Source organism: Streptomyces sp. NBC_00435, from assembly GCF_036014235.1.
Lineage (GTDB): Bacteria > Actinomycetota > Actinomycetes > Streptomycetales > Streptomycetaceae > Streptomyces.
In genome coordinates, this window is the sequence record NZ_CP107924.1 from 791,921 (window position 1) to 817,180 (window position 25,260).

The following is a 25,260-nucleotide window of genomic DNA, read 5'->3' on the forward strand; positions in this document are numbered from 1 at the left end:
TCAGTCGGCCAGGCGGGCGGCACGCTCGCGCAGCAGGGTCTCCTCCCGGGCGTTGCGGGTGAGGGAGGCGGCGCGCTCGAACTCCGCGCGGGCCTCCGCGCGGCGGCCGAGGCGCTCCAACAGGTCTCCCCGTACGCTCGGCAGCAAGTGGTAGGTGCGCAGGGCCGGTTCCGCCGCCAGGGCGTCCACCAGGGGGAGCGCCGCCGCCGGGCCCTCGGCCATGGAGACGGCGACGGCCCGGTTGAGTTCGATCACCGGTGACGGGACCAGCAGGACCAGACGGCCGTAGAGCGTGGCGATCGTCGGCCAGTCCGTGTCCTCGTACCGGACGGCATCGGCGTGACAGCCTGCGATGGCGGCCTGGAGGGAGTAGGGGCCGGCGCCCGCCCGGTGCAGGGCCACGACACCGCGCCGGATCAGCATCCGGTCCCACTTGGACCGGTTCTGGTCGGCGAGCAGCACCGGTTCGCCGTCCGGGCCGGTGCGGGTGGCGATGCGGGAGGCCTGGAACTCCAGCAGCGCGGCCAGTCCGTGCACCTCGGGTTCCTCGGGCATCAGCCCGGACAGGACCCGGACGAGGCGCAGCGCGTCCTCGCACAGGGCGGGGCGGACGAGATCGTCTCCGGCCGTCGCCGAGTAGCCCTCGTTGAAGACGAGGTAGATGACCTCCAGGACGGAACCGAGGCGCTCCTCGCGGTCCGCGCCGTACGGGACCTCGAAGGGCACCCCCGCCTTCGCCAGGGCCCGCTTCGCCCGGACGATGCGCTGGGCGACCGTCGGTTCGGGGCAGAGGAAGGCCCGGGCGATCTCCTGGGTGGTCAGACCGCCCATCAGGCGCAGGGTGAGCGCGATCCGGGCGTCCGTGGCGAGGACGGGGTGGCAGGCGGTGAAGATCAGCCGCAGCAGGTCGTCGTCGATGTCCTCGGGGTCCGGGAACTCGGCCTGATCCTCGGCCGGCGGGACGTCCTCCAGGGTGCGCCCGACCTCCGCGAGCTTGCGGGCGTAGGTCTCCTTGCGGCGGACGAGGTCGATGGCCCGGTGTTTGGCGGTGGCCATCAGCCAGGCCCCCGGTCTGTCGGGGACGCCCGAGACCGGCCACTGTTCCAGGGCCGCGACCAGCGCGTCCTGGGTGATCTCCTGCGCGATGCCGATGTCGCGCACGATCCGGGCGACGCCCGCGATGATCCGCGCGGACTCGATCCTGTACACCGATTCGACCGCTCGGGTCGTACTCACTGCCGTCACGGCCACCCATCAGAGCAGCCGTGACGAGGCAGGGCAAACGGTGCGACGCGGCCGGGCGGGTGCTCAGCCCTCGTCGAGCTGACGGAGCTCGATTCCGACCGTCCAGTTCTCGGGGTGGACCTCCAGGAAGCGCTTGGTCCACTCCAGCGCCTCGTCCTTGTCCTTGCACTGCATCAGGGCGTAACCGCCGACGACCTCCTTGGTCTCGGTGAAGGGCCCGTCGGTGTAGCTGAGCTTGCCGCCTGACCAGGTCACCCGGGTCCCCTGGGAGGTGGGGAGCAGGCCAGCGGTGTCGAGCATGACCCCGGCCTTGGTGATCTCCTCCATCAGGGCGCCCATGCGCTGCTCGAAGTCGGCGGGGAAGGCGGTGTCCGGAGTGAGGCTCTGCTCGTCGATGCGGACCATCGAAAGGAAACGCGGCATGGTGACTCCTGGGTCGGGGAGGACGGGGGCTTTCCCCGCCTCTCACCCCTGCGTCGAACGGGAGACGCCGGGATCGACAGCTTCGCGGAAAAATCTTCGGGGAATTCCGGGACGCGCTCGGAGCGGGTGGTCACGGGGGGCGCCGGAGAGTTCCGGGGGCCGGCCCGCACGTCACTACTGACGAGTAGGATCGCCGGGCCCAGGCCCCTCCGAGAGGATCCTCCCCATGCCGCGCCTGCCTTCCTCGCCGCTCCTGCTCGCCGGTCTGCTGGCCGGGGCGGCGGTGGCGCACGCCGTCGCCCCCAAGCAGTTCGACGCGATCGTGCCGCACTCACTTCCCGGCAGCCCGCGCCGCTGGACGTACGCGAGCGGCGTGGCGGAGCTCGCGCTCGCCGCCGGGGTCGCCCACCCGCGTACCCGCCGGGTCGCCGCGCTGGCGACAGCGGCCTTCTTCGTCGGCGTGTTCCCCGCGAACGTCAAGATGGCCGCCGACGCCCGCCACCGCTCCCCCGCTCTGCGGGCCGTGGCGGTGGGCCGGCTGCCGCTGCAGGTCCCCCTGGTGCTGTGGGCCCGCAAGGTCAGCCGGAGCGCGGCGGGCTGACACCGGCTCGCGGCGGCGCGGCGGGCCACTGCGCGCGGGAGGCGCGGCGGGCTCGCTCCGCCCAGGGTGGTGCGGCGGCCGGCCTCCGGTGTCAGCGGCTGTCGCCCGTCCAGTCCCAGTGGCCGGGATCGGCCGCGCGCCGGCGGTAGTGGGCGCGGCCGCCCGGACCGTAGCGCCCTATCTCCGTCGGGAGCCGGGCCTCCTCGTCGAGCTGGGGCCCGGTCCAGCCCGTGATGTCGAGCAGCAGTCCGTCGAGGGGGCCGCCGACGAGCTCTCCGTAGGCGTGTCCCGGGAGCGGACCCGGGTCGGGGTCGTCGTGATCGGCGCCGTAGACCCGGCGCCGGAGCATCCTGTCGTCCATACCGGCAGCTTCACAGACGGCACTGACAATGCCCTGGCCGGAGGCGGCCCGGGGGCGGGGGCGAATCCCGTCGTCCGCGGCCGAGCGGTGATGATGGGAACCGTTCGGATCGCACCACACACGAAGCGGAGCACCACCCATGGCACGTCGGGTACACCAGCCACTGGAGGATCAGGAATTCGACTTCGTCCTCGCCATGACGGACGGACCGGTGCTCGCCTACTTCTGCGGGAGCTGGCCGAAGGCCATCGGGCCCTGCCGCGCGATGGACACGGTCGTCGCCGGGCTGACGCAGGAGTACGGGGCACGGCTGACGGCGGTGCGCGCGGACATCACCCGCTGCCCCGGACAGACCAAGCGGTACGGGGTGACCGGGGCCCCGACCGCCGTGCTCATCGCGGGCGGCGAGGCGGTGGCGACCCAGGCCGGGCCGATGACGGCGGAGGACTTCCGGCTGTTCCTCGGCTCCCACGTCTGACCAGCCCCCAGCGGCCCCAGGTACAGAACTGCCGGACGTTGGCTACCTGGGCAGCCTCCGCCAGCCCGTCAACAGCCCCGGCGAAGCAGCCCCTTGCGCCGTTCGGGCGAAGGGGAGCGATGTGGCCGAAAGTCACATGGATCGGATAGGTGCCTTAGGCATGTAATGGATCCCGGCGAAACGGAACCATCGCGTGCGAGGTGCTGTATGTCCGAGAAGACCGTTGCCTTCCCCCAGGACCGGACCTGTCCCTACCACCCCCCGGCGGCCTACGAGCCGCTTCGGGCGGGCCGGCCGCTCTCCCGCGTCACCCTCTTCGACGGCCGCTCCGTGTGGGTGGTCACCGGGCACGCCGAGGCGCGCGCCCTGCTTGCCGACGGCCGGCTCTCCGCCGACCGCCAGAACCTCTCCTTCCCGGCCCCCACCCAGCGGTTCAAGGGCCTGCGCAACCGTCGCGCCGCCCTGCTCGGTGTCGATGATCCCGTCCACAACACCCAGCGCCGGATGCTGATCCCGAGCTTCTCCCTGGGCCGCACCGCCGCACTGCGGCCCAGGATCCAGGAGACCGTGGACCGGTTGATCGACGCGATGGTCGCGGCCGGCCCGCGCGCCGAGCTGGTCGGCGCCTTCGCCCTGCCGGTGCCGTCGATGGTGATCTGCGCACTGCTCGGGGTCCCGTACGCGGACCACGAGTTCTTCGAGAGCCAGTCGCGGCGGCTGCTGCGCGGCCCCGGGATCGCCGATGTGGAGGACGCCCGCGAGCAGCTCAACGGCTATCTGCGAGAGCTCATCGGGCACAAACGCGCCGACCCCGGCGACGGACTGCTGGACGAACTGATCGCCCGGCGGCTGGAGACCGGCGAGACCGATGTCGAGGAACTGGTCGCACTGGCCGCGATCCTGCTCATCGCCGGGCACGAGACCACGGCCAACATGATCTCGCTGGGTACCTTCACCCTCCTCAGCCACCCGGAGCAGCTGGCCGAACTGCGCGCCGAACCCTCCCTGATGCCGGCAGCGGTGGAGGAGCTGATGCGGTTCCTGTCGATCGCGGACGGCATGCTCCGCGTGGCGACCCAGGACATCGAGATCGGCGGGGTGACCGTCCGCGCCGACGACGGGGTGATCTTCTCCACCTCCGTGATCAACCGCGACGAGGCCGTCTTCGCGGAGCCGGACTCCCTGGACTGGCACCGGCCCACCCGGCACCACCTGGCCTTCGGCTTCGGCATCCACCAGTGCCTGGGCCAGAACCTGGCCCGCGCCGAGATGGAGATCGCGCTCGGCACCCTCTTCGAACGGTTGCCGGGGCTGCGGTTGGCGGCCGATCCGGACCGGATCCCCTTCAAGCCCGGGGACACCGTCCAGGGCATGATCGAACTCCCCGTGGCGTGGTGAGCCCGGTGAGCCCGGCCACCCCACCGCCCCCGCCGGCCCCGCACCCCGCTCGGGTGTCCGTCGACACGGACGTCTGCATCGGGGCCGGCCAGTGCGCCCTGACCGCGCCGGGCGTGTTCACCCAGGACGACGACGGCTTCGGCACGCTGCTGCCGGGCCGCGAGGACGGCGGCGGCAGCCCTCTGCTGCGGGAGGCCGCCCGCGCCTGTCCGGTGTCGGCGATCACGATCGAGGAGGCCTGAGCCCCGCAGTCGGTGCGGCCTGAGCCCCCCACTCGGGGGCTTGAGCCCGCACTCGGGGAGGCCCGGGCCGCCGTGACGGCCCGGGCCAGGAGCGGCGGCCACCGGCTCAATGCCGGGCGGCGGCTCCGAGGCGCTGGAACAGGGCCTCGTCCAGGTCCAGCCCCTGCTGGGCCTGGTTGATGGCCTGCGAGCTGTAGATCCCGGTCGAGCGGGCCGCCAGTACGGCCTCCCGCGAGGCCGCGATCACACCGAGCCGCAGGTCCACGTATTGCTCGCGCCCGCCGCCGAGCACGGGGACGGTCCCGTCGAAGTCCAGCCGGGCGTCCTCGCGGACCTTGGCGAGCACCTCCTTCGAGTAGGGGCTGCCGTCGCTCCGCACGAGGTCCGGGTCCTCCAGTGCGGCCCGGCCGGCGGCGGCGACCTCGTCGAGCAGCCGCCCGTACTCCTCCCGGAAGCGGACCGGGTCGTCGCCGGAGATCTTCACGGACCGGATCACGGCGGGCAGGCTCAGACCCTGGAGCAGCAGGGTGGTGGTGGCCACGACGAAGGCGATGAGCAGCAGCTGGGGGCGGTACGGGGTGTCCTCGGGCAGGGTCTGGGCCGCGGCGACGGTGATCGCCCCGCGCATCCCGGCCCAGGCCAGGGCCACGCCGCTGCGCCAGCCGAGGCTCTCGTTGACCTTGAAGTCGGCGTCGGCCGAGGCCCGGGTGACGCGTTCCTTCATCTGCTCGCGGCGCCGGGGCGACAGCTCCCGGCGCGGCCGGAGCGGATTGGCCTGCACTTCGCTCTCCGGAGCGCCGAGCCGGTCCATCAGCCAGTCGAGCCTGGGCTTCTTCTCGGCGGCCCGCCGCGCGTCCTTGCGCAGCGAGGCGATGAGCGGGGCCACGAACACCATGCGCGCGACGATCACCAGGGCGGCGGCCGCGAGGCCGATGAACAGGGCGCGCGTGGCGCTGAGCCCGTCGGCGGCGACCTCGTCGAGGAGGCCCTTGAGGCCGAGGCCCATCAGGAGGAAGATCGCGCTTTCGAGCAGGAAGGCGAGGGTGCGCCAGTTCATCGCCTCGGTCAGCCGGTCCTGGGCACTGAAGAAGCGTGGGCTCTGGTGGCCGGTGACCAGGCCGGCGACGACGACGGCGAGGACACCGGAGGCGTGGAACTCCTCTGCCGGCAGGAAGGCGACGAAGGGCACGACGAAGGAGATCGCCGTGTTCAGCAGGCTGTCCCTGAGCAGCGCCCGGACCCGGACGTTGACCAGGCCGACGACGACACCGACGGCGGTGGCCAGGGCAACGGAGAACAGGAAGTTCCCGGCGACCCCGGCCAGGGACACGGTTCCGGCCATCGCCGCGATCGCCGAGCGCAGCAGCACCAGCGCGGAGGCGTCGTTGACGAGCCCTTCCCCCTCGAGCATGGTCAGCAACCGGGACGGCAGGCCCAGCCGCTTGCCCATGGAGGTGGCGGCGACCGCGTCGGTGGGGCTGACCACGGCGCCGAGGGCGAAGGCGGCGGGCCAGCCGAGGCCCGGCATGAGCCAGTGGAAGAGCCAGCCCGCACCGAGGGTGGTGACGGCGACCAGCAGGACCGCGAGACCGCTGATCGCCTTGAAGTTGCGGCGGAAGTCGGCCGCGGGCATGTTGACGGCCGTCGAGTAGAGCAGGGGTGGCAGGACTCCGGCCAGGACCCATTCGGGTTCCACCGCGAGCGTCGGTATGCCCGGCACGAAGCTGAGGGCGATGCCGACGACCACCAGGCTCAGCGGGGCGGCGAGACCGAGCCTCTTCGAGAAGGCGGCGACGGCGACGATGCTGGTGACACCGACGATCGAGACGAGGGTCATTTCCATGCGCGGTACGGGACCTTAAGGGGTACTCGGGAACGGTTTGCCCACCGTACGCGCAGAGGTTTTGCCGCGTCAAAAATTGAGCGACTCAACTTTTGACTCGGCGCAGGGTCCCGGGTGCTGGGGTCCCGGGCCCCCTGGACCTCGGGGTGCGCTACCGGGCGGACCCTGCGGGCTCGGCCGCCGCCGCCGGCAGCAGCCCGGCCGCCTCCCGCTCCAGCGCGAGGGCGCCGTCCACGAACCCGGCGCAGGCGTCGAAGAACGCCCGACGTCCGGCGGCGTCCGCCTCCAGGTCCGCCGTACGGGCCAGGTCCGCGAGCCCCGACCACTGCCGCCCGGACTCCCGGAAGAGCGCGGCCGCGTCCCCGTGCCCGGCGAGGTCGAGGAAGTCCGCGTACAGCGGCCGGGTGGCGCCCGGGGCGGTCCACTCCTCCTCCAGGCAGGCGTACAGCCGCCCGGCGCCCAGCGCGAAGGCCTCGGGGGTGGCGAACCGCCGCTCCCAGCCGGCCTTGGTGCTGCTGTCGCGCAGCTGCGCGGCGAACTTCTCCATGCCGGAGAAGCCGAAGTTGACGTCGAAGTGGTTGCCCAGCACGGGCCCGGTGAGGCGGGAGACCGTGGCGGCGATCGCCGCGTCCAGGTCCGGCTCGCCGGCCGGCTTGCCGGTGGTCACCACCATCTGGTGGCGGCCCTTCTTGTGTCCGGACCAGGCCGCGCCGAACTCCTCCCGGCCGATCTCGTACGGAGTCCGGGCCCCGCCCGCCCCGTCCTCGATGTAGTAGGTGTCCCCGTCGTAGCCGACCACGACGACCACGTACGGATCGGCGGCGGCCAGCTCGGCCGTCGGCGCGGGACCGTGCCAGGGCAGGGCGGAGCGGTCGACGGTGCAGAACACCGGGGCGCCCGCGTCGAGTGCGGCCTCCACCCGGTTCCAGCGCGGCCTGGCGCTGCGCGTGGCCTCGTAGGGGATGTTCAGGCGGCCGAGGGCGACCTGGACCCAGGGGTCGGGGTGGGCCTGGGCGACGATCGTCGGCATCGGCGGCCGGCCCGCGTACTCGAACACGAAGTACATGAAGCCGATCCCGCCCGCCAGGCCCGCGACCAGGGCCTCCTCGTGCACGCTGCCGAGCGCGTGCCGGATCAGCGTGGCCTCGCGGTGGTGTCCGGGGGTGAAGTCTTCATATACGAGCGCAGTCATGCGGTCAGCGTAGCCGCGCCGCGGACCCTCGACCGCGAGGCAACTTCCTGTACAGTTGTCCAGGAAGTCGGACGGACCGGCCTCGCTCGCCCACACCCAGGGAGGTGGCCGTGCACACGGTCGCATCGATCCTCATCGGCCTCGTCGCCGCGCTGCACGCGTACTTCCTGGTGCTGGAGATGTTCCTGTGGCAGCGGCCCCCCGGCCGGGCCCTGTCCGGCTTCGACGCCGACACCGCCCGCCTGACCGCTCCGCTGGCCGCCAACCAGGGGCTCTACAACGGCTTCCTCGCCGCCGGCCTGGTCTGGTCCCTCGTCATCGACTCGCTCGCCACGCAGATCTTCTTCCTCATCTGCGTGATCGTCGCCGGGGTGTACGGGGCCGCGACCGCCAACCGCCGCATCCTGATCGCGCAGGCCCTGCCCGGCGCCCTCGCCCTGGGCGCGGCGCTGCTCGCCGCGTGACCCCCGACGGCCCGCGTACGGATCCGCCCGGGCGGGTGGATCCCGACCCGGCTCCGCGCACCGATCCCCGCACCGCCCGCACCATGGCTCGACTGCGCGAGAGCCTCCTCGCCGAATGCGCGGACCGGCCGCTCGCCGAGGTCAGCGTCTCGGCGGTGGTCCGCCGGGCGGGCGTCGGCCGGGCCACCTTCTACCTGCACTACGAGGACCTCACCGCGCTCGCGGTGGACGCGTGCGCCGATGTCGTGCACGCGGCGGTCGACGCCCTGCACGCCTGGCAGACGGACCCCGCGGCGCTCCCCCCGGCCCGGCCGCCGGCCGCGCTGGCCGCGTTCCTCGGCGGCGCGGCCGACCGCGCCCCGCTCTACCGCACCCTGCTCCTGCCGGGCGGCGGCGGCCCGCTCGGCGAGCGCCTGTACCGGGAGCTGCGCGCCCGCAGCCGCGCCGAACGAGCCGCGGTGGGCGCGCCGCGCCCCGATCTGGTCGCCTCGGCGGTGGCCGCCACCTTCACCGGGGTCCTCGCGGACTGGCTGCACGGCGCGTTCCCGGCCGACCTGGCGGACCCGGCCGCGCTGGCGGACCGGATCTGGCCCCTCCTCATCGCCCTGCACCGGGCGGGGTAGGCGGACCCTCAGGCCCGGGCCGGGGCGAGTCCGGTCCTGCCCGCCGGGCGTCGATGTATGTCACGAGCACGCCGGAAACCTCCCGCGAGCTCATCCGGCACCCCTTCTACCGGTACGAGTTCGCCCGCCCTGCTCCCGCCTCCAGCGCCCCGCATCCCCACGGCCACTTGACGGCCTGAACGGCCACTCCGGGCGATTTCCCCCGCCAGGTCCGAGGGAGAGGCCGGCCTGGCCTAGGGCTGCTCCTCACTCAGGCCTGCCTCGGCCATGACCCGGGCCACGGTGTCCTCCAGCGAGTCCCCGGCCCCGACGATCGTCTCCCAGTCGCCGGGCAGCAGGTCGAGCGGCCGGTACCACTCGCGCAGCTCCGCCTCGCCGTACTCGGCGGCATGGGGTTTGCCCGCGTGCCGTCGCAGGGTCTCCTCGAACGGCACGTCGAGGTAGTAGAAGTGCGTCCGCCCGCGGTGGGCCCGGCGCAGGGCGTCGAGCATGGGGCCGTAGCGGTCCGCGTAGAGGATCCCCTCGACGATCACGTGGAAGCCGTGGTCCAGTGCGTAGCGCGCCACGCTGCCGATGAGCCCGATGTTGGCCGCGCCGGGCACGTCGCGCTCGCGCAGGACGACGCGCCGGAGGTTGTCCTGGCCCACGAGTGCGACCCCGCGACCGTGACGGTCGCGGATCGCCTCCGCGACCGAGGACTTGCCCGAGGCGGAGTTGCCGCGCAACACGATCAGCCGGCTGTCCGGCGTGCCCGTCATCATCCGGCCCACGCTACCGGTCCGCGCCGGACGTGCGTGAGCCCCGCCGGAGCATCCGGCGGGGCTCACCTCACGCGCTGGGCCCGTGAAGCGGTGCTAAAGCGTGACCACCGAATCCGCCTGGGGGCCCTTGGGCCCCTGCGTTACGTTGTACTCGACCTTCGCGCCCTCCAGCAGCTCCTTGAAGCCGGTGCCCTGGATCGCGGAGAAGTGCACGAACACGTCGGGGCCGCCGTCGTCCTGCTGGATGAAGCCGAAGCCCTTCTCCGAGTTGAACCACTTCACGATGCCTGTTGCCATCTGTACTGATCCTTCACAACGTTCCACCGGCCGCACACGCGGCCGCACCCGATCCTGCCCATTGATCGCTCGACGCACACGCCAAGCGCGGCCAACCGGGGTGGTTACGGCTATTCGAACTTTTCTCCGCACCGTCCGTGAAACGAGGGAGCAGGCCTTCGTTCGGGCCCTTCCGGGGTCCTTGAGGAGGCCCTCCGACAGACCCGAGAGGGGACGGACATGGGCGAGCTCGAAACGTTCCGGGTGCCGGGCCGGATCACCGGGACGGCGGCGGACACCGTACTGGGCGGGGCCATGGTCCGCGCCTGGCAGCGCGACGGGATCTTCCAGGTGGCCGCCGACGGAGGACAGGAGGCCCGCACGCGGGCCGCGCTCGCGGCCAGCCGGCGGTTCTTCGACCGGTCCGCGGCCGAGAAGGCCGGCTACGTCAACGACACCTCGTACAGCGGGTACATCGCCTCGGGCGAGGAGGTGACGGCGGGCCGGCCGGACGCCTCGGAGATCTTCACCATCACCCCGGACATCGATCCCGCCGCGGCTGCCGCCGGTCTGCCCTGCCACGGCCCGGTCCCCTGGCCCGACCCCGGGTACCGGGCGGCCATGGAGGCCTACCTCGCGGGCGTCGGCGGGCTCGGCGGGCGACTGCTGCGGCTCGTGGCCCTCGGGCTCGGCCTCGGCCCGGCCGGCATCGACCGGCTCGCGGGACTGACCCGCGACGGCTGGCACCACATGCGGGTGCTGCGCTTCCCGGCCGCCGCGCGGACCTCGGAACGCGGGATCGGCGCCCACACCGACTACGGGTTCCTCGTGATAGCCGCCCAGGACGAGGTCGGCGGGCTGTGGGTCCGGCCGCCCGTGCCGGGCGAGAGCCGCCCGCGCAACTGGCTGCCGGACGAGAGCACGGCGGGGTTCGCCGAGCACCGGCCCGGCTGGATCTTCGTACGGCCCGTGGCGGGGGTCCTGACCGTGTTCCCCGGGGACGTCCTCCAGTTCGTGACCGGCGGCGCCCTGCTGTCGACCCCGCACAAGGTGCGGCTGGCGGACCGGGAGCGCCACGCCCTCGCGTACTTCCACGAGCCGCGCTTCGGGGCCCGGATCCGCCCGCTCGACCCGGGGCGCGCGCTGGATGGCCGGGGCGGTGGGGCGGGTGCGGGCGGCACGGGCGGCTCGGTGATCCACTACGGGGAGCACTTCACCCGGATGTTCATGCGCTGCTATCCGCAGCGGGCAACGACGCGGCGGATCGAGGCCGAGGGGCTGCTGCGATCCCTCGCCGCGCCCCGCTGAGGCGGCAGCCCAGGCAGTCCGTGTGGCCGGTGTGCGCGACGGTGTCGCGGACCCGCCAGTCCCACTGGCTCTCCGGGCGGGGGCCGCTCGGCTTGCCCCAGCCGGCGAGGTGCAGCGCCCAGGTGACGAGTCCCGCGACCGCGACGGTCCCGAGGCCGATCCAGATGCCGGGGGTCCATGCCGCGCACACGGCCGCGCCCGCGGCCGCGGTGCCCACCAGGGCGATCGCGGTTCCGGTCCAGCCGGCCACGGTGTGGCCGAGGTCTACGTGGCCGTGAGCGCTCATCGTTCTCCTCCGGTTGCCGGTTCAGTAGGCTCGAAAGGCGATCTCTCACGGAGAAAGCCATTTATCTCACGAGCTAAGTTACTTAGATGCTAAGGAGTATCCGCGTGCAGGGCAAGCCCCGCCCCGCGGCCACGGTCCAGGAGGCGCTCGCGCGCATGGACCGGTACGTCGCCCTCGGCATCCTCGGCCAGCAGGAGGTGGCGCAGCTCCTGGGACTGAACGTCACGGACCTCACCTGCCTGGGCCACGTCCTGGGCGCCGGGGACAACCCGCTCGGCGCGGGCGACCTCGCCGAGCTCACCAACCTCACCACGGGAGCCGTGACCGGAGTCCTGAACCGGCTGGAGCGCGCCGGCTACGCGAGCCGCCAGCCCGACCCCGCCGACCGGCGCCGGGTGCGGGTCGTCGCCGACCCGGCCGCCGCCGCCCGCGTCTTCGCCGTCTACGAGCCCTTCTACGCCCGGCTCGGCGCGGTGTTCGCCGAGTACACCCCCGACGAGATCGCCGTCATCGCCGACTGGTTCGGGCGCGCGACGGCCGAGGTCACCGCCCATCTGGACCGGGTGCGGGCCTCCGAGCTCGGGCCCCTGGCGCCCTAGCCCCGATGGTAAAATTTGTCTTTTCGCGACTGTCACGTCGCGCGCTCGAACATCTCGAACGTCTCACGGAAGGTTCTGCATGAAGAACCCGTCGGCTCATGGGCGCTTCGGCATCAAAGCCGGAGCCAAGGCAGGCCCGAAGGGTGGTGCGAAGGGCGGCGGGAAGACCCCGCGGACCCTCGGCCCCCAGGGCGAGTACTCAATGCCCCGGACGACCACGCCGGCACTGCCGCCGGTGGAGTCCTTCTCGGAGCTCGGTCTGCCCCCTGAGCTGGTGAAGACGATGGCCGACCAGGGGGTGGCGGAGCCGTTCCCCATCCAGGCGGCGACCCTCCCCAACTCCCTCGCGGGCCGCGACATCCTCGGCCGCGGGCGCACCGGCTCGGGCAAGACGCTCGCCTTCGGCCTGGCCCTGCTCGCCCGTACGGCGGGCCAGCAGGCCGATCCGAAGCGGCCGCTCGCGCTGGTCCTCGTACCGACGCGCGAACTGGCGCAGCAGGTGACCGAGGCCCTGGCCCCGTACGCGCAGGCCCTGCAGCTGCGCATGGCCACGGTCGTCGGCGGTCTGTCGATCGGCAAGCAGACGGGCGCGCTGCGCACCGGAGCCGAGATCGTGGTGGCCACCCCCGGGCGGCTCAGCGACCTGATCGGGCGGCGCGACGTGCACCTGGAGCGCGTGAAGATCGTGGTCCTCGACGAGGCCGACCAGATGTGCGACATGGGCTTCATGCCACAGGTCACCGAGATCCTCGACCAGGTGCACCACGCGGGCCAGCGCATGCTGTTCTCGGCCACCCTCGACCGCAACGTGGACCAGTTGGTCCAGCGGTACCTGAAGGACCCGGTCGGCCACTCCGTGGACCCGCAGTCGGCATCGGTCTCCACGATGGACCACCACGTGCTGCACATCCACGCCGCCGACAAGGTCTCGGCCGCGACCGAGATCGCCGCGCGCGAGGGCCGGGTGCTGATGTTCCTGGACACCAAGCACGGGGTGGACCAGTTCGTGAAGCACCTGCGCGCCATGGGCGTACGGGCCGAGGGGCTGCACAGCGGGAAGTCGCAGCCGCAGCGCACCCGGACCCTGGGGCAGTTCAAGGACGGGCTGCTGAACGTCCTGGTCGCGACGAACGTCGCCGCGCGCGGCATCCACATCGAGGATCTCGACCTCGTGGTCAACGTGGATCCGCCGGCCGACAGCAAGGACTACCTGCACCGGGGCGGCCGCACGGCACGGGCCGGCGAGTCCGGCAAGGTCGTCACCCTGGTCACCCCGAACCAGCGGCGCGACATCGTCCGGCTGATGGCCGACGCCAAGATCCGGCCGACCATCACCCAGGTCCGTTCCGGCGAGGCCGCGCTGAGCCGGATCACCGGCGCCAAGGCCCCCTCCGGCGTACCGCTGGCCGGAGCGGCGGCGACCGACGCCAAGGGCCGGCCCTCGGGCTCGGACCTCGGCTTCCGCGGGATCGGTACCCGCCCGGGGCGGCCCGGCAAGGGCAAGGAGTCCCGCAAGACCATCGAGGCCCGGCAGGCCGCCGAGGCCCGTGCGGCGGCGCGGGTGCGACGGGGCACGAAGTAGCGGGTGGCGGGCCGACCGGTCGGAGGCACCGGTGCGGTGACCCGGTGAACCCTTCCGGTCACAGCACCAGGTCGGCCGCGGCCCGCCGCAACAGCCGTTGGGCCGCCGTGTTCCGGACCCGGCGGGTACGGGCGGCCGCGGCGAGCAGCCGCAGCGCCTCGTCCGCGTCCAGCGACTGCGCCGCCGTGCGCTGACACCAGTCGGAGGCCGCGAGCAGCTCATCGGCGGACCAGGGTTCGCCGCGCGTGACGGCTTTCAGCAGAATCCACTCGCGCAGCCTGCGGGCAGCGAAGGTGCGGCCGCCGATGGCGGCGCCGACGGCCTGCGCCCAGGCGGGAAAGGCCTCGTCGGCCAGGAGCCCGGGCGCCCGCCGGTCGAGGTGCGTGACGACCGCGCTCTCGGCCATCACCGGGTCCGGATCGCGCAGCACCGCGGCCACGGCCTCGGCCTCCGCGGGCTGACCGGAGGCGGCGGCCAGGGACTCCAAATGCCGTGCGTACCGCCAGTGCTCGGGCGGCTCGCCCACCGCCGGGAACCCTTCGGTCGGGCCCGTCGGGCCGCCCTGGCGCATCTGGTACTCGCTTCTCCCCATGCCGCCATTCCACACGACACCGGTGAACGTCGGGTTGTCAGGGTGCCGTCACCGTCGGGCCAGCATCAGGGCCTCGGCGCCGACCGGCCGGTAACCGGCGGCCTGGAAGGCCCGGATGCTGCGCGAGTTGCCGGTGGACTGCTGGGACCAGACGGGCGCCCCGTCCGGAACCAGGTGGCGTGCGGCTCGCGCCAGTTCCTTGCCCAGGCCCCGGTGTCGGGCCGCCTCGTCCACCTCGACGGCCGTCTCCCAGCGGCCCGCCACGCCGCGGCCGAGTACGAGTACTCCCCCGCCGGCGGGCATCGCCCAGACCCGTACGCCGTCACGGCGCACGCGGGCCCGGCGGACCCGGGGGTGGTCGGGGTCCTCGATCTCCCGGAGCTCCAGGGCGGGCCCGCCCGGCAGCGGGTCGGCGACCGTGAGCAGGTCGGTGGTGTCGTGGGACCGGCCGGTGCGGTCCAGGAGCGCGGCGAGGAAGCGCGGGTTCATGGTGGCGGCCAGGCTGTCGCAGTCGATGGCCGCCAGCGCGGACCGCACCCAGTCCGGGTCCTCGTCGGTGAAGATCACGGAGTGTGCGGTGAAGGCGAGGACTCCGGCATCACGGGGGCTCGGCTGCGGGACGACGGTGGTGGTGCCGTCGGGTGTGGGGAAACGGCCGGCGGCGGCCGCGTCCAGTATTTCGGCGAGTTCCATGAGGTCGATCCTGCTTCAGCGGGTCGGGGTCTCAGACACGGGGCTCGGGGGACTCGTATCCGCCGGAACCCCTTTCGTGCGCGTGGCCCTGCTCCGGCAGGGGGGCGCCGGTCTCCAGGAGGGTCTTGAGGCTGCACGCGAGCATCGGCCAGGCGCGCCCGCACATGCCGATGAGGGTGCCGCCCGGTTCGAACCCCTCGTGGAGGACGGTCAGTCGCGCGAGCGTGTCACCGACCGGCTCGATCTCGTACGTGACCTTCGTGCGCCGCTCGCGCGCCAGCGCGGCCCGCAGTTCCTCGCCGATGCCCGCGGAAGCCGCCCACTGCGGGGTGAAGGTGTGCCAGGTGTACGAGAGCCGCCGGTTCGGCACGCACTCCAGCACCACCTGCTCCGGATCGCTGGTCCGCGCCCCGCGCTCCACCCAGTCCATCGTCGACCCCACCCGCCAGTCGGTCTCGAAGTCGAGCCCCCAGTAGCGGCGGGTGAACGCGGGCTCGGTCAGGGCCTGCCACACCCGCTCGGGGTCGGCCTGGACGTAGACGGTGTAGGTGATCGCAGTCTCGCTCATCCCCCCATGCTGCGGGACCACGGGGCGCGGACCGGGGATTGAGCCGCGCTCCGCTCCCCCGGCCCGGCCGCTCCGCGGAGGTACGGGGGCGGGCCGGGGCGGCGGCGGGCCGCGGGCCGGTCCTGTGCCCGGGCCGCGTTCACCAGCGGCAGCCCTCCGGCGGAAGTTCCGTCGGCGGGGTGCGGGGCGGGGCCGGGAGTGAGAGGCGACCGCGGGCGGCATGGACGGCCGCGAGTTCCTCGTGGCCGGCCGGTCCCCAGTCGCTGAGCTCGCGGACCTGTTCGGGGGTGGCCAGCAGCCGGGCGTACGCCGGGTCCCGGCCGGCGGGCAGCGCGGTGAGCCGGGCCGCGGTGCGCGGATGGGCGCCCTGGCCGGCGTACCGGTACCCGAGCGGGATCGCGCCCGCGGCCGGGCCGGCCGCGGGGGACGGCAGGTGGGCCCGTCCGGTGGCGTGGGAGATGAGCAGCAGCACGCGCCCGTCGGGGGCGAAGAGCCAGCCCGCGGCCTCCCGCAGCGGCAGGTGCGCGGGGGGCGCGGCCGTGTGCCAGGTGCCGTGCAGCGGGTCGCGGGGGCTGCGCAGGACGCAGAGGCGGTCCAGGGCGGTGGGGGTGGTGGGGCGGCCGTCCTCCAGCAGGGCGGTGCCGCCTCCGTTGATCCGGGCCCGCAGGGCGGCGAGTGCGCGACGGGCGTCGCCCGCGTCCATCAGGGCGGGCAGCTCGGCCGGTTCGGCGAAGTGGATCCCGGTGATCTCCTGAGCGGGAAGGCGGACGGATGCGATCCGCTCCCGGGTCCAGGTGCCGCCGTCGAAGACGTGCAGGATCTCGCCGGGGAAGCGCATGCCGGGCGGCATCCCGGGCGTGTCGGCGGGGATCCAGTCGACGGCGAGGCCGCGCGGGTAGCGGCCCTCGATGCCCAGCTCCTCGTACATCTCGCGGGCGGCCGCCGCGGCCGGCGCCTCGCCCGCGTCCACCGCGCCGCCGGGCAGCAGCCGGTCGGGACGGTAGTCGACGCTCTGGACGAGGACGCGCCCGTCGGCGTCGGTGACGAGGACGACCGCGCCGGTCCAGAGCGAGGCGCGCGAGGCCCCGTACTCCTCCGGGGTCATCCACGTGCCCGGATCCGGGGCCGCCGGGCCGCCGCCCGCGTCCTCGGTCACGGCCTCGTCGGTCAGCTGCGGCATCGGACTCCATTCACCGTAGGGACGTTCACCGTGGGGGCGTTCACCGTGGGGGGCGTCACCGTGGGCGGACCCGCCGCCTGTGCAACAGGGCGGACGGCCCCCGGGTTACGGCGATCGACACTTCCGTCCTTTGCCACTCCTATACCTCCTTATTACCTGGTTACACGGATCCTGCTACGTTCCCAGGGCGGGCTGGCGGCGTTGAAACCGCCGGTCCGACCACGTCACCGGAGCGAGGAGAGACCCGGGCATGCGACGCGCACCCCGTACGGACACCCGGACGGCCACCGGCAAGCGGTGGACCGGCCCGGGAGTCGCGGGCGTGGCCGGCGGCGCCTCGGTACTCGGCTTCGGTGGGCTGTACGCCGCCGGTCTGCTGCTGGCCGGCGACGAGGTCGCCGCCGGCACGAAGGTGCGCGGCGTCGACATAGGCGGGATGAGCCGGGCCGAGGCCCGCCAGGCCCTGGACCGCGGCCTCGGCCCGGCCGCCGCGGCCCCGCTGGGGCTGGGGATCGGCGAGCGCACCGAGCGCGCCCAGCCGGCGACGCTGGGCCTGTCCCTGGACACGGGCGCCACGGCCGACCGGGCGGCCCGCTCCGGCTCCGGCCCGCTCACCGTGATCGGCAGGCTCTTCTCCCCCGGCGATCCCGACGTCGAACCGGTGGTCCGGCTCGACGAGAGGACGGCGCGCACCGCCCTGGACGGCATCGGATCGAAGACCGGGCAGGAGGCCAGGGAGGGCTCGGTCGTCTTCGAGAAGGGCGAGGCCAAGGCCGTGGCCCCGGTCACCGGTACCGCCCTCGACGTCGACGGCTCCCTCGACGTACTGCGCTCCGCCTACCCCCGGGCCGCGGACGAGCCCGTCGAACTCCCCGTGCGGCGCTCGGAGCCCCGGATAGGGCAGCAGGAGACGGAGCGGGTCCTGAGGGAGCTCGCGCGCCCGGCGGTGTCCGCGCCCGTCACCCTCACCGTGGGCGGCAAGCGCGTACCCGTCGGCCCCGCCGTCCTCGCCAAGCACCTCACCTTCAAGGACGACGGCCAGGACCGTCTCGCGCCCGCCCTCGACGCCAAGTCCCTGCTCGCCGACCCGGAACTGGCCGGCCCGCTGCGCCGGGCCGCACCGGGCCCGGTCGAGGCGAAACTGCGCACGGACTCCGCCGGCCGTGTCTCCGTGGCGGAGGAGGGCCGGGCCGGACGGACGGTCGGCGAGAGCGGCCTCACCGCCGCCGTGCTCCCGCTGCTGACGCGGACGGGCGTCGCGCAGCGCACGGCCGAGGTCGCCACGGAGGAGGTCCGGCCGAAGCTGTCCGCTGGCACGGTCGAGGAGCTGGGCCTCAGGGAGAAGGTGTCTTCCTTCACGGTCGACTTCGAGAAGGCCCCGTACCGTACGACCAACATCGGGCGGGCCGCCGAGCTGATCGACGGCTCGCTCGTGCTGCCCGACGAGACCTGGAGCTTCAACCGCCGGGTCGGCGAGCGCACGAAGGAGAACGGCTTCGTCGACGGCCTGATCATCAACAACGGCCAGTACGAGAAGGCCTCGGGCGGCGGGGTCTCGGCGGTCGCCACCACCGTCTTCAACGCGATGTTCTTCGCGGGCGTCAAGCCCGTCGAGTACGGGGCGCACTCCTTCTACATCGAACGCTACCCGGAGGGCCGCGAGGCCACCGTCGCCTGGGGCAGCCTGGACCTGCGCTTCACCAACGACTCGGGCAAGGCCCTGTACGTCCAGGCCGAGGCCACCGACACCTCGATCACCATCACCTTCCTGGGGACGAAGCGCTACGACGAGATCCGCGCGGCCAAGGGCCCGCGTACGAACGTCAAGCCGCCCGCCACGCGCACGGACACCGGACCGAAGTGCGAACCGCAGTCCCCTCTGGAGGGGTTCGACGTGGCCGTCGACCGGGTGTTCGTGAAGGGCGGCCAGGAGGTCAAACGGGAGACGATGAAGACCCGTTACACCCCCAGGGACAGCGTGACCTGCGGCTGAGCGACCGCCACCGTAGTGCCGGAACCACCCGTGCGGGTGAGCGCGTGCGAGGGTGCGGGCCCGCGTGGGGCAGGGTGGGCGGATGGAGTCGCGCCGGGGACCGTGGTTGCCCCTGATCGTTGTCGCACTGGCCATGACGGCCGGGTGTGTGACCGTCCGTCCGACCGGTCCGGGGAGCATGCCCGGGTCAGGGTCCGAGTCCGGGTCGGGGCCCCGTTCCGCTTCACGGCCGGTGCCGACGCAGGTGTGGACGGCCGCGCCCCTGCCGGCCGTCGAGGCCGCGCCCCTGGGGACGCTGCCGCCGCTCGCGCCTGATCCGGATCCGGTTCCGGGACCGGAGGCGGCCGTCGCTCCCGGCGGTGCGGCGGCCGCACCCGCGCCCGCGCCCGCCGCACCCGCGCCCGCCGGCGCGGAGCGGGGCAGGGCGAAGCGCGTCCCACCGCGGCCCCGGCCCGAGCGGCCCCGGCGCACCGGGCCGGGGAAACCCGCGGCCGCGCCCGCCGCCGCCCCGGCGGCGAAGGCCCGTAGGCCACGGCCCGCGCCGAACCGTACGTACGACATGGCACCGCTGTGCGCGGCGGCCCGGGGGACGGTGGACCCGGCCATCGTCGCGCTGTGTCACTGACCGGGGGCCAATGACCGCGTGGCGCTGCCGGGCGCGGGCGGCGGAATTCGCTTGGATGGGGCCCGGCGGACCCCGACCGGAGTCCCCCCAGCCTCCACCCCCCAGGAGTCGCCATGGCGAAGATCGCTCTCTTCGGCGCGACCGGCACCATCGGATCCCGGGTGCTCCACGAAGCACTCGGGCGCGGGCACCAGGTCACGGCCGTCGTACGGGATCCCGCACACTTCTCCGAGTCCGAAGCCAGCGTCGCCGACATCGCCGTCGTACGCGGCAACGTCCTCGACCCCGCGTCCGTGACCGAGGCGGCGGCCGGTCAGGACGTGGTGGTGAGTGCGTTCGGGCCGGGGTCCGGTGATCCCGGCGCCCTCGTCGGCGCCGCCAAGTCGCTGATCGGCGGCGTACAGGCGATCGGCGCGGACGGCCCCCGCCCCCGCGTCATCACCGTCGGCGGCGCGGGCTCGCTGCGCACCCCCGGCGGACCGATGGTGTGGGACGAGGCCGGAATCCCGGAGCCGGTCCTCGCCGTCATGCACGCCCACGGGGACGCCCTCGACTTCCTGCGTACCGTTCCGGTGGACGAGGTCCACTGGACCAACCTCAGCCCGGCGGCGCGGATCGAGCCGGGTACGCGGACGGGGACGTACCGGCTGGGGCTCGACGACCTGATCGTGGACGACGACGGCCGCAGTCTGATCTCCACGGAGGACTACGCCGTCGCGCTGGTGGACGAGATCGAGCGCGACGCACACGCGGGCAGGCGGTTCACCATCGGGTACTGACATCGGGTGCCGAGACCGGGTGCCGAGACCGGGTCCTGAGGAATATTCGCTGGTCCGACCGTATGCCGCCTACCTAAAGTGACCGGGCACCACCCCCCGTCGAGCAGGAGCGGACCATGCGCACCCCCTACCCCCGGACCCCGCATCTGCCGTGGTCCCCGGGCGCGACCTCCGACGACGTACGGACCACCGGACCTGGGGCGCTGGCCGGGCAGGAGGTCGTGGTCACGGAGAAGCTCGACGGGGAGAACACCACCCTCTACGCGGACGGCCTGCACGCACGGTCCCTCGACTCGGGCCACCACCCGTCGCGGGCCTGGGTGAAGGGCCTGCAGAGCCGTATCGGCGCCGGGATCCCGGCGGGCTGGCGGGTGTGCGGCGAGAACGTGTACGCCCGCCATTCGCTCCCCTACGGGGAACTCGACTCGTGGTTCTACGGGTTCTCGGTGTGGGACGGCGACCGCTGCCTGGACTGGGACAGCACGGTGCGGTTCCTGCGCGGCCTCGGAGTGCCCGGACCGCGCGTGCTCTGGCGGGGCGTCTTCGACGAACGGGCCCTGCGCGGGCTCCGGCTCGACACCACCCGGCAGGAGGGCTACGTCGTCCGCACGGTGGCGGGCTTCGACCGGGCCGACTTCGGACGGCACGTGGCCAAGTGGGTGCGGGGCGGCCACGTGCGGACGGACACGCACTGGATGTACGCGCAGGTGGTTCCGAACGGCCTCGGGCCGGCGGCCGCGCTGTGGGACGTACGGTCGGGCGCGGAGCCGGACACGGCCGCGCTCCTGCGCGCCGTGGGTGCGGCGGATGCCGGGGCGGTGGCCGGCGTCGAGGAAACCGTCGCCGAAGTGGCGGGCCGCATCGACGGGTTGGGCATACGCCGGTCGGGCGAGGAACGGCTGGCCGGACTGCTGGCGGCCGCGCTGCACGGAGTACCGCGGTCCGGACTCGCGGCGCGGCTTGCCGCCGGGCCGCTCGGGATGGCCACCGCACGGCTGGTCGCGGACCTGGTCGGGCTGTACCCGGCGCTGCGCAAGCCGTTCCCCTACCCGGACGCGGAGCGGCGGGCCGGGCTGGTACGGCTGACGCAGGCCGCCGACCTGGGGGTACTGCATGCGTTGGCGGGGGCGGTCCGCGGGAGTGCCGGGTCCGCCGAGGCGGCCGCTGGGGCCGTCGAGTGCGTCGAGTGGTCGGCGCTGTACGCCGAGGAGGCGGGCCTGCTCGGGACCGCTCCGCTGGAGCCGCTGCGGTCCGGCCTTCGGGCGGCCCTGGCCGCGGCCGGCATCGGCGACGGCATCGGCCAGGGCGCCAGTGACGTGGCCGACCGCTGCTGGGCCGAGGCGCGCGAGGCGTACGGCCAGGGCAGGCTGATCGGTGCCGAGGCGGCGGTGGCCGCGACCTGGCGGTGGCGGGACGGTTCCTTCCCCCGTCTGGTACAGCTCTGCGGGCCCTCGGGCAGCGGGAAGAGCACGTACGCCCGGAACCTGCCCGGCGTGGAGACGTACATCTCTCTGGACGATCTGCGCACGGCGCGGGGTTCCCGTTCGAACCAGCGGGACAACGCGGACGTGCTCCGCGAGGGCCTGGACCGGCTGGACTCCGCGCTGGCCGCGGCCGCGGGACGCGGGGGCACGGTGGTGTGGGACGCGACCTCGCTCACGGCGCACCAGCGCGGGCTGGCCGGCGCGGTCGCCCGGCGGCGCGACGCGCTGGTGACGCACGCGGTGGTGCTGGTCCGGGACACGGAGCTGCTGCGCCGCAACACCACCCGCGCGCACCCCGTACCGGCGGAGGTGCTGAGCTCTCAACTGCGCCGGTTCGCTCCCCCGTATCCGGGTGAGGCGCACCGCACTTGGTACATCGGAGCGGGCGGAGCCGTGGAGGACACCGCGGGTGGGATCGCCCCGGCGACGCCGATCGCGCTGTCGATTCCGCAGTCGATACCGCTGCCGATACCGGCGCCGGCGACGAGCGAGGACCACGGCTGATGCGCACCAGCGAGGAGCTCTACCACCAGGTCCGCTGGGACTCCCGTTTCGACCCCGCCCGGTTCACGCTGGGGCTGCTGCAGCGTGGTGCGGAGCCGAAGCGGGTACCGCTGCCGTCGTTCGTGCCGGGGGGCGACATCCCCTGGCACCGGGTGCTGTTCGTGGAGGCCGACGGCGAGCTGGTCTGGGACCGGGCGACGGGTGTCGACACCCTCGACGCCACCTCGGCCGGGCGGGTCCACGACCCGAGGCTGCTGCGGGCGCCGTTCTTCACCGCGCGGACCCCCTACGCATGGGACCCGGCGGGCGAGGGCGCCTGGCGCCGGGCGCCGGAGGGGCGCACGCCAACCGAAGCCCCTTCACGGGTACGACTGTTGACCTGGAACACCCTCTGGGACCGCTACGACTCCCCGCGCATCGCGACCGCTCTGCGCAGGCCGTTGCTGCTGGCCGACCTGGCAGCGGCCGACGCCGACGTGATCGCGCTCCAGGAGGTGGAACGGGAGCTGCTCGGCATGCTCCTCGCCGAGCCGTGGGTACGGGCCGGGTACACGATCGCCGCCGATCCCGGCGGGCGGGACGTGGCACAGAACGGACTGCTGCTGCTGAGCCGGCTGCCGGTGCGGGAGGCGGGCGTCCACGCGCTCGGTCCGCACAAGGCGGTGATCGCCGTGACGGTGGACACCGCCGGCGGCCCGCTGGTGGTCGCGGCCACGCACCTGACGAGCGACCACACGGAGCGGGGGCACGACCGGCGGTCCGTCGAACTCGCCGAATTGGCCGCAGGGTTGGCCGCCGTGGAGGCGGGCGATGTGGCCCTTCTCGGCGACTTCAACGACGGCCGGTCGGGACCCGGGGGTCCAGCGGCGCTGCTGGGGCTGCGGGACGCGTGGAACGAGGCGCACGGGGCGGACGACCGGACGCCGACCTTCGATCCCGTCGCCAATCCGCTCGCGGCGGTGGGATCGCTGTCGGGGCGGCCCGGGCGCATCGACCGGATCCTCCTGCGATCGGCGCGGGCCCGGGTGGCACAGGCCGGACTCCGCGGCAACTCTCCCTCCGCGCAAGGACTCTTCATCTCCGACCACTACGGGGTCGAGGCCGCACTGGACTTCGGGCCGGCGGCGGACGGGGACTGCGGGGTCGGCGCCCACGGGCACGCGGTGCTGGACGCCCCGGCGACCGCGCGGACGGCCGTGGCATGGCTGGCGCCGTACGACGCGGCGGTGGAGGCGGTGCGGCAGGAGCACGATCCGCAGGCGGAGCGCTGGCCCGCGCACGTGAACCTGCTGTTCGGCTTCGTCCCCGAGTCCTCCTTCGGGGCGGCGCTGCCCCTGCTGGCCGAAGTGGCCTCGCGGACCCCCGGGTTCACGGCGCGACTGGAGGGCCTGCACAGCTTCGGCCCCACCCTGTGGCTCGATCCGGCGGCAGCTGACGAGGCCCCGTGGCAGGAGCTGCGACGGGCGCTGACGGCACGGTTCCCGGGCTGCCGGGGCCGGGGCGAGAGCTACACCCCGCACCTGACGCTGGGCCGCAGTGCGGATCCCCTCCGTGTGGAACAGCGGATCGCGGCGCGGCTGGGCGGTGGCCGGGAGGCCCGGGTGGACTCGCTCGCCGTACTGTCCCGGCGCGGGGACGGCCCGATGGAGGTCCGGGCCACGGTAGAGCTCGGGGCCGGGCAGATCCACTGGGCACCGGAACCGCTGCGCCCCGGCGCCGCCCCGGCGGCCGGCGCCGAGTCGGTCACGGCCCGGATCGCGGCGGCGCTGCCCGAGGGGGTCGTGCACGTGGTGGGCTCGCGGCGGATGGGCTGTGCGCTGCCGGACGCCGACCTGGACCTGGTGGCCGCGCTGCCCGGAGCCGTCGCCCTCGCGGAGGTACGGGCGCGCATCGCCTGGGCGCTCCCGGAGGCGGAGGGGCTCCGCGAGGTGACGGGAGCGCGGGTACCCGGGCTGCGACTGCGCACGGCCGGGCTGGACGTGGACCTGGTGCTGGTCGCCACCGGGCCGGTGCCACCCGACCGGGCGGTGGCCCTGCGCACCCGGATCGGCGAGGGCGCGGCGGTGGCGCTGAGCGCGGTGAGCGACGCCGATGCGGTACGGGAGTTCGCGGGCCCGGAGTGGGCGGCCTTCGCCCGACTGGCGCGCGAGGTCAAGGCCTGGGCGCGGTCCCGGGGTCTGGATTCGGCACCGTTCGGCGGCCTGCCGGGCCTGGCCTGGTCCGTCATGGCGGCCCGCACGGTACGCGCCGTCCCCGGCCTCTCCCCGGGCCCCCTGCTGCGTGCCTTCTTCGCCGCCTGGGCCGCCTGGGACTGGCGCACCCCGGTGACGCTGCCTCTTCCTCCGAGCCCGACGCCCGCCCCCACGGCCGCGGCCGCGGCCGGAGCCGGAATCGGAGCCGGAGCCGACCAGGTTTCGTATGCGACCGCGTTCCCGGTCAGTGGTGCGGACCCTGTCACGGTGCTCACGCCCTCCGCGCCGGTTCGCAGCTGCACCACCCAGGTCGGTTCAGGCATGGCCGACCTGCTGGCGCGGGAGCTGTACGCCGCGTGGGAGGCGCTGGAGGAGGAACCCGGGCGGGAGTTCCCCGTCGCCGGTCCGCCCCTGCACCGCTGGCACGCCGCCTGGGCCGTCGTCACCGTGACGGGGGCCCGGCCCGCGGACTTCGAGGAGAACCTCGGCCGGACGCGCGGCCGGCTCCGCTCCCTGCTCGGCGCCCTCGAGGAGGCGGGCTGCGCGGAGGCGCACGCCTGGCCCCGACCCTACGAGCGGACGGCGACCCTGGCCCGCTACGCGATCGGCCTCGGCCCCACACCGCCCGACGCGACCGTCCTGGCCGGCCTCGGCGGCCCCTGGTCGGCAACCGTTCCCGGCACCGAAGTGACCTGGGCGGCCGGTGGCGAAGTCCCCGACCTCTCCTGACGATCGCCGCACCACTGTCGTCCACGACGACAAGTAACGAACACAGCACACCACTTGCCCAGGCATCGGGCCCCATTCTCCGAACGTGCCGAAGATTCCTGACCAAGGCTCCGTCCCGCCACAGCGGGCACGGCGAGACGGAGCGGTCAGAACATCAGTAGAGATCTGTGAAGTTTTTTCGTCAATACTTTTCACAAGGATTGAAGAAACTCCAAGTTCACAGGCCTGATGCGTGTTTG

At 73.8% G+C, this 25,260-nt stretch carries 26 protein-coding genes; 14 read left to right on the forward strand and 12 right to left on the reverse strand.

The annotated features are described in order from the left end of the window. Both OG389_RS03475 and OG389_RS03480 read right to left on the reverse strand, forming a co-directional pair. Positions 1 to 1,236 (reverse strand): RNA polymerase sigma factor, encoded by a 1,236-nt coding sequence (locus OG389_RS03475; protein ID WP_328296964.1) that lies wholly within the window; start codon positions 1,234 to 1,236, stop codon positions 1 to 3. A gap of 72 nt (positions 1,237 to 1,308) precedes the next feature. Continuing rightward, positions 1,309 to 1,668, reverse strand: coding sequence for a YciI family protein (locus tag OG389_RS03480; RefSeq protein ID WP_328296965.1), 360 nt, complete (start codon positions 1,666 to 1,668; stop codon positions 1,309 to 1,311). Between the two features lie 226 nt (positions 1,669 to 1,894). On the opposite strand from OG389_RS03480, the gene OG389_RS03485 reads away from it, so the two are divergent. Continuing rightward, complete coding sequence (locus tag OG389_RS03485) at positions 1,895 to 2,269, forward strand: DoxX family protein (protein ID WP_328296966.1); 375 nt, start codon at positions 1,895 to 1,897, stop codon at positions 2,267 to 2,269. 91 nt (positions 2,270 to 2,360) lie between these two features. On the opposite strand, the gene OG389_RS03490 is transcribed toward OG389_RS03485, so the two are convergent. Further along, positions 2,361 to 2,630: a hypothetical protein gene (locus tag OG389_RS03490; RefSeq protein ID WP_328296967.1), complete on the reverse strand. Its 270-nt coding sequence runs from the start codon at positions 2,628 to 2,630 to the stop codon at positions 2,361 to 2,363. A 139-nt stretch (positions 2,631 to 2,769) separates the two neighbouring features. On the opposite strand from OG389_RS03490, the gene OG389_RS03495 reads away from it, so the two are divergent. The 3 genes from OG389_RS03495 (at position 2,770) to OG389_RS03505 (ending at position 4,748) form a co-directional block, all read left to right on the forward strand. Then, the gene (locus tag OG389_RS03495; protein ID WP_328296968.1) at positions 2,770 to 3,108 is read left to right on the forward strand and encodes a thioredoxin family protein; all 339 of its coding nucleotides are present in this window, start codon (positions 2,770 to 2,772) and stop codon (positions 3,106 to 3,108) included. A gap of 207 nt (positions 3,109 to 3,315) precedes the next feature. After that, on the forward strand, positions 3,316 to 4,506 hold the full coding sequence (locus OG389_RS03500) for a cytochrome P450 (protein ID WP_328296969.1): 1,191 nt from the start codon (positions 3,316 to 3,318) through the stop codon (positions 4,504 to 4,506). A 53-nt stretch (positions 4,507 to 4,559) separates the two neighbouring features. Continuing rightward, positions 4,560 to 4,748 carry a ferredoxin gene (locus tag OG389_RS03505; RefSeq protein ID WP_328296970.1) on the forward strand — a complete coding sequence of 63 codons (189 nt, stop codon included), beginning with the start codon at positions 4,560 to 4,562 and terminating at the stop codon, positions 4,746 to 4,748. 106 nt (positions 4,749 to 4,854) lie between these two features. On the opposite strand, the gene OG389_RS03510 is transcribed toward OG389_RS03505, so the two are convergent. Together OG389_RS03510 and OG389_RS03515 are read right to left on the reverse strand one after the other, a co-directional pair. Beyond that, positions 4,855 to 6,591: a cation:proton antiporter gene (locus OG389_RS03510; RefSeq protein ID WP_328296971.1), complete on the reverse strand. Its 1,737-nt coding sequence runs from the start codon at positions 6,589 to 6,591 to the stop codon at positions 4,855 to 4,857. 151 nt (positions 6,592 to 6,742) lie between these two features. After that, the gene (locus OG389_RS03515; RefSeq protein WP_328296972.1) at positions 6,743 to 7,783 is read right to left on the reverse strand and encodes a BtrH N-terminal domain-containing protein; all 1,041 of its coding nucleotides are present in this window, start codon (positions 7,781 to 7,783) and stop codon (positions 6,743 to 6,745) included. A 110-nt stretch (positions 7,784 to 7,893) separates the two neighbouring features. Between OG389_RS03515 and OG389_RS03520 the strand changes: the two genes are divergently transcribed. Continuing rightward, positions 7,894 to 8,247, forward strand: coding sequence for a DUF1304 domain-containing protein (locus tag OG389_RS03520; protein WP_328296973.1), 354 nt, complete (start codon positions 7,894 to 7,896; stop codon positions 8,245 to 8,247). An 83-nt stretch (positions 8,248 to 8,330) separates the two neighbouring features. After that, a complete protein-coding gene (locus tag OG389_RS03525; RefSeq protein ID WP_328303489.1) occupies positions 8,331 to 8,870 on the forward strand; it encodes a TetR family transcriptional regulator in 540 nt (179 codons plus the stop codon). 233 nt (positions 8,871 to 9,103) lie between these two features. On the opposite strand, the gene OG389_RS03530 is transcribed toward OG389_RS03525, so the two are convergent. After that, on the reverse strand, positions 9,104 to 9,628 hold the full coding sequence (locus tag OG389_RS03530; RefSeq protein WP_328303491.1) for a kinase: 525 nt from the start codon (positions 9,626 to 9,628) through the stop codon (positions 9,104 to 9,106). 96 nt (positions 9,629 to 9,724) lie between these two features. After that, positions 9,725 to 9,928 carry a cold-shock protein gene (locus OG389_RS03535; protein ID WP_328296974.1) on the reverse strand — a complete coding sequence of 68 codons (204 nt, stop codon included), beginning with the start codon at positions 9,926 to 9,928 and terminating at the stop codon, positions 9,725 to 9,727. A gap of 219 nt (positions 9,929 to 10,147) precedes the next feature. Between OG389_RS03535 and OG389_RS03540 the strand changes: the two genes are divergently transcribed. Beyond that, entirely contained in the window at positions 10,148 to 11,215 is a 1,068-nt protein-coding gene (locus tag OG389_RS03540) for a 2-oxoglutarate and iron-dependent oxygenase domain-containing protein (protein WP_328296975.1), read from the forward strand. On the opposite strand, the gene OG389_RS03545 is transcribed toward OG389_RS03540, so the two are convergent. After that, complete coding sequence (locus tag OG389_RS03545; RefSeq protein ID WP_328296976.1) at positions 11,133 to 11,501, reverse strand: HGxxPAAW family protein; 369 nt, start codon at positions 11,499 to 11,501, stop codon at positions 11,133 to 11,135. The two genes, OG389_RS03540 and OG389_RS03545, sit on opposite strands and share 83 nt — an antisense overlap. A gap of 104 nt (positions 11,502 to 11,605) precedes the next feature. On the opposite strand from OG389_RS03545, the gene OG389_RS03550 reads away from it, so the two are divergent. Then, a complete protein-coding gene (locus OG389_RS03550; protein WP_328296977.1) occupies positions 11,606 to 12,100 on the forward strand; it encodes a MarR family winged helix-turn-helix transcriptional regulator in 495 nt (164 codons plus the stop codon). Between the two features lie 79 nt (positions 12,101 to 12,179). Further along, on the forward strand, positions 12,180 to 13,682 hold the full coding sequence (locus OG389_RS03555; RefSeq protein WP_443059204.1) for a DEAD/DEAH box helicase: 1,503 nt from the start codon (positions 12,180 to 12,182) through the stop codon (positions 13,680 to 13,682). A gap of 58 nt (positions 13,683 to 13,740) precedes the next feature. On the opposite strand, the gene OG389_RS03560 is transcribed toward OG389_RS03555, so the two are convergent. From OG389_RS03560 to OG389_RS03575, 4 genes are all read right to left on the reverse strand, one after another. Continuing rightward, on the reverse strand, positions 13,741 to 14,274 hold the full coding sequence (locus OG389_RS03560) for a hypothetical protein (RefSeq protein WP_328296978.1): 534 nt from the start codon (positions 14,272 to 14,274) through the stop codon (positions 13,741 to 13,743). 48 nt (positions 14,275 to 14,322) lie between these two features. Next, positions 14,323 to 14,967, reverse strand: coding sequence for a GNAT family N-acetyltransferase (locus OG389_RS03565; protein ID WP_328296979.1), 645 nt, complete (start codon positions 14,965 to 14,967; stop codon positions 14,323 to 14,325). A gap of 31 nt (positions 14,968 to 14,998) precedes the next feature. Further along, on the reverse strand, positions 14,999 to 15,535 hold the full coding sequence (locus OG389_RS03570) for an SRPBCC family protein (RefSeq protein WP_328296980.1): 537 nt from the start codon (positions 15,533 to 15,535) through the stop codon (positions 14,999 to 15,001). Positions 15,536 to 15,674: 139 nt separating this feature from the next. Then, complete coding sequence (locus tag OG389_RS03575; protein WP_328296981.1) at positions 15,675 to 16,715, reverse strand: NUDIX hydrolase; 1,041 nt, start codon at positions 16,713 to 16,715, stop codon at positions 15,675 to 15,677. A gap of 250 nt (positions 16,716 to 16,965) precedes the next feature. Between OG389_RS03575 and OG389_RS03580 the strand changes: the two genes are divergently transcribed. The 5 genes from OG389_RS03580 (at position 16,966) to OG389_RS03600 (ending at position 25,021) form a co-directional block, all read left to right on the forward strand. Further along, positions 16,966 to 18,708: a VanW family protein gene (locus tag OG389_RS03580; protein ID WP_328296982.1), complete on the forward strand. Its 1,743-nt coding sequence runs from the start codon at positions 16,966 to 16,968 to the stop codon at positions 18,706 to 18,708. A gap of 232 nt (positions 18,709 to 18,940) precedes the next feature. Next, positions 18,941 to 19,333: a hypothetical protein gene (locus tag OG389_RS03585; protein ID WP_328296983.1), complete on the forward strand. Its 393-nt coding sequence runs from the start codon at positions 18,941 to 18,943 to the stop codon at positions 19,331 to 19,333. A 113-nt stretch (positions 19,334 to 19,446) separates the two neighbouring features. Next, on the forward strand, positions 19,447 to 20,112 hold the full coding sequence (locus tag OG389_RS03590; protein WP_328296984.1) for an NAD(P)-dependent oxidoreductase: 666 nt from the start codon (positions 19,447 to 19,449) through the stop codon (positions 20,110 to 20,112). Between the two features lie 116 nt (positions 20,113 to 20,228). Then, entirely contained in the window at positions 20,229 to 22,100 is a 1,872-nt protein-coding gene (locus tag OG389_RS03595) for an RNA ligase family protein (RefSeq protein ID WP_328296985.1), read from the forward strand. Further along, positions 22,100 to 25,021, forward strand: coding sequence for a poly(A) polymerase (locus OG389_RS03600; protein ID WP_328296986.1), 2,922 nt, complete (start codon positions 22,100 to 22,102; stop codon positions 25,019 to 25,021). The genes OG389_RS03595 and OG389_RS03600 overlap by 1 nt, the downstream gene beginning before the upstream one ends. Positions 25,022 to 25,260: the final 239 nt, after the last annotated feature.

Excerpts from the sequence above, each read along its gene's own strand:
- OG389_RS03560 (WP_328296978.1), bottom strand. The coding sequence starts at position 14,274 with ATGGGGAGAAGCGAGTACCAGATGCGCCAGGGCGGCCCGACGGGCCCG.
- OG389_RS03580 (WP_328296982.1), top strand. The coding sequence starts at position 16,966 with ATGCGACGCGCACCCCGTACGGACACCCGGACGGCCACCGGCAAGCGG.
- OG389_RS03540 (WP_328296975.1), top strand. The coding sequence starts at position 10,148 with ATGGGCGAGCTCGAAACGTTCCGGGTGCCGGGCCGGATCACCGGGACG.
- OG389_RS03600 (WP_328296986.1), top strand. The coding sequence starts at position 22,100 with ATGCGCACCAGCGAGGAGCTCTACCACCAGGTCCGCTGGGACTCCCGT.
- OG389_RS03565 (WP_328296979.1), bottom strand. The coding sequence starts at position 14,967 with ATGGAACTCGCCGAAATACTGGACGCGGCCGCCGCCGGCCGTTTCCCC.
- OG389_RS03510 (WP_328296971.1), bottom strand. The coding sequence starts at position 6,591 with ATGGAAATGACCCTCGTCTCGATCGTCGGTGTCACCAGCATCGTCGCC.
- OG389_RS03575 (WP_328296981.1), bottom strand. The coding sequence starts at position 16,715 with ATGCCGCAGCTGACCGACGAGGCCGTGACCGAGGACGCGGGCGGCGGC.
- OG389_RS03480 (WP_328296965.1), bottom strand. The coding sequence starts at position 1,668 with ATGCCGCGTTTCCTTTCGATGGTCCGCATCGACGAGCAGAGCCTCACT.
- OG389_RS03485 (WP_328296966.1), top strand. The coding sequence starts at position 1,895 with ATGCCGCGCCTGCCTTCCTCGCCGCTCCTGCTCGCCGGTCTGCTGGCC.
- OG389_RS03515 (WP_328296972.1), bottom strand. The coding sequence starts at position 7,783 with ATGACTGCGCTCGTATATGAAGACTTCACCCCCGGACACCACCGCGAG.
- OG389_RS03545 (WP_328296976.1), bottom strand. The coding sequence starts at position 11,501 with ATGAGCGCTCACGGCCACGTAGACCTCGGCCACACCGTGGCCGGCTGG.
- OG389_RS03590 (WP_328296984.1), top strand. The coding sequence starts at position 19,447 with ATGGCGAAGATCGCTCTCTTCGGCGCGACCGGCACCATCGGATCCCGG.
- OG389_RS03595 (WP_328296985.1), top strand. The coding sequence starts at position 20,229 with ATGCGCACCCCCTACCCCCGGACCCCGCATCTGCCGTGGTCCCCGGGC.
- OG389_RS03490 (WP_328296967.1), bottom strand. The coding sequence starts at position 2,630 with ATGGACGACAGGATGCTCCGGCGCCGGGTCTACGGCGCCGATCACGAC.
- OG389_RS03500 (WP_328296969.1), top strand. The coding sequence starts at position 3,316 with ATGTCCGAGAAGACCGTTGCCTTCCCCCAGGACCGGACCTGTCCCTAC.
- OG389_RS03530 (WP_328303491.1), bottom strand. The coding sequence starts at position 9,628 with ATGACGGGCACGCCGGACAGCCGGCTGATCGTGTTGCGCGGCAACTCC.
- OG389_RS03570 (WP_328296980.1), bottom strand. The coding sequence starts at position 15,535 with ATGAGCGAGACTGCGATCACCTACACCGTCTACGTCCAGGCCGACCCC.
- OG389_RS03525 (WP_328303489.1), top strand. The coding sequence starts at position 8,331 with ATGGCTCGACTGCGCGAGAGCCTCCTCGCCGAATGCGCGGACCGGCCG.
- OG389_RS03495 (WP_328296968.1), top strand. The coding sequence starts at position 2,770 with ATGGCACGTCGGGTACACCAGCCACTGGAGGATCAGGAATTCGACTTC.
- OG389_RS03555 (WP_443059204.1), top strand. The coding sequence starts at position 12,180 with ATGAAGAACCCGTCGGCTCATGGGCGCTTCGGCATCAAAGCCGGAGCC.
- OG389_RS03535 (WP_328296974.1), bottom strand. The coding sequence starts at position 9,928 with ATGGCAACAGGCATCGTGAAGTGGTTCAACTCGGAGAAGGGCTTCGGC.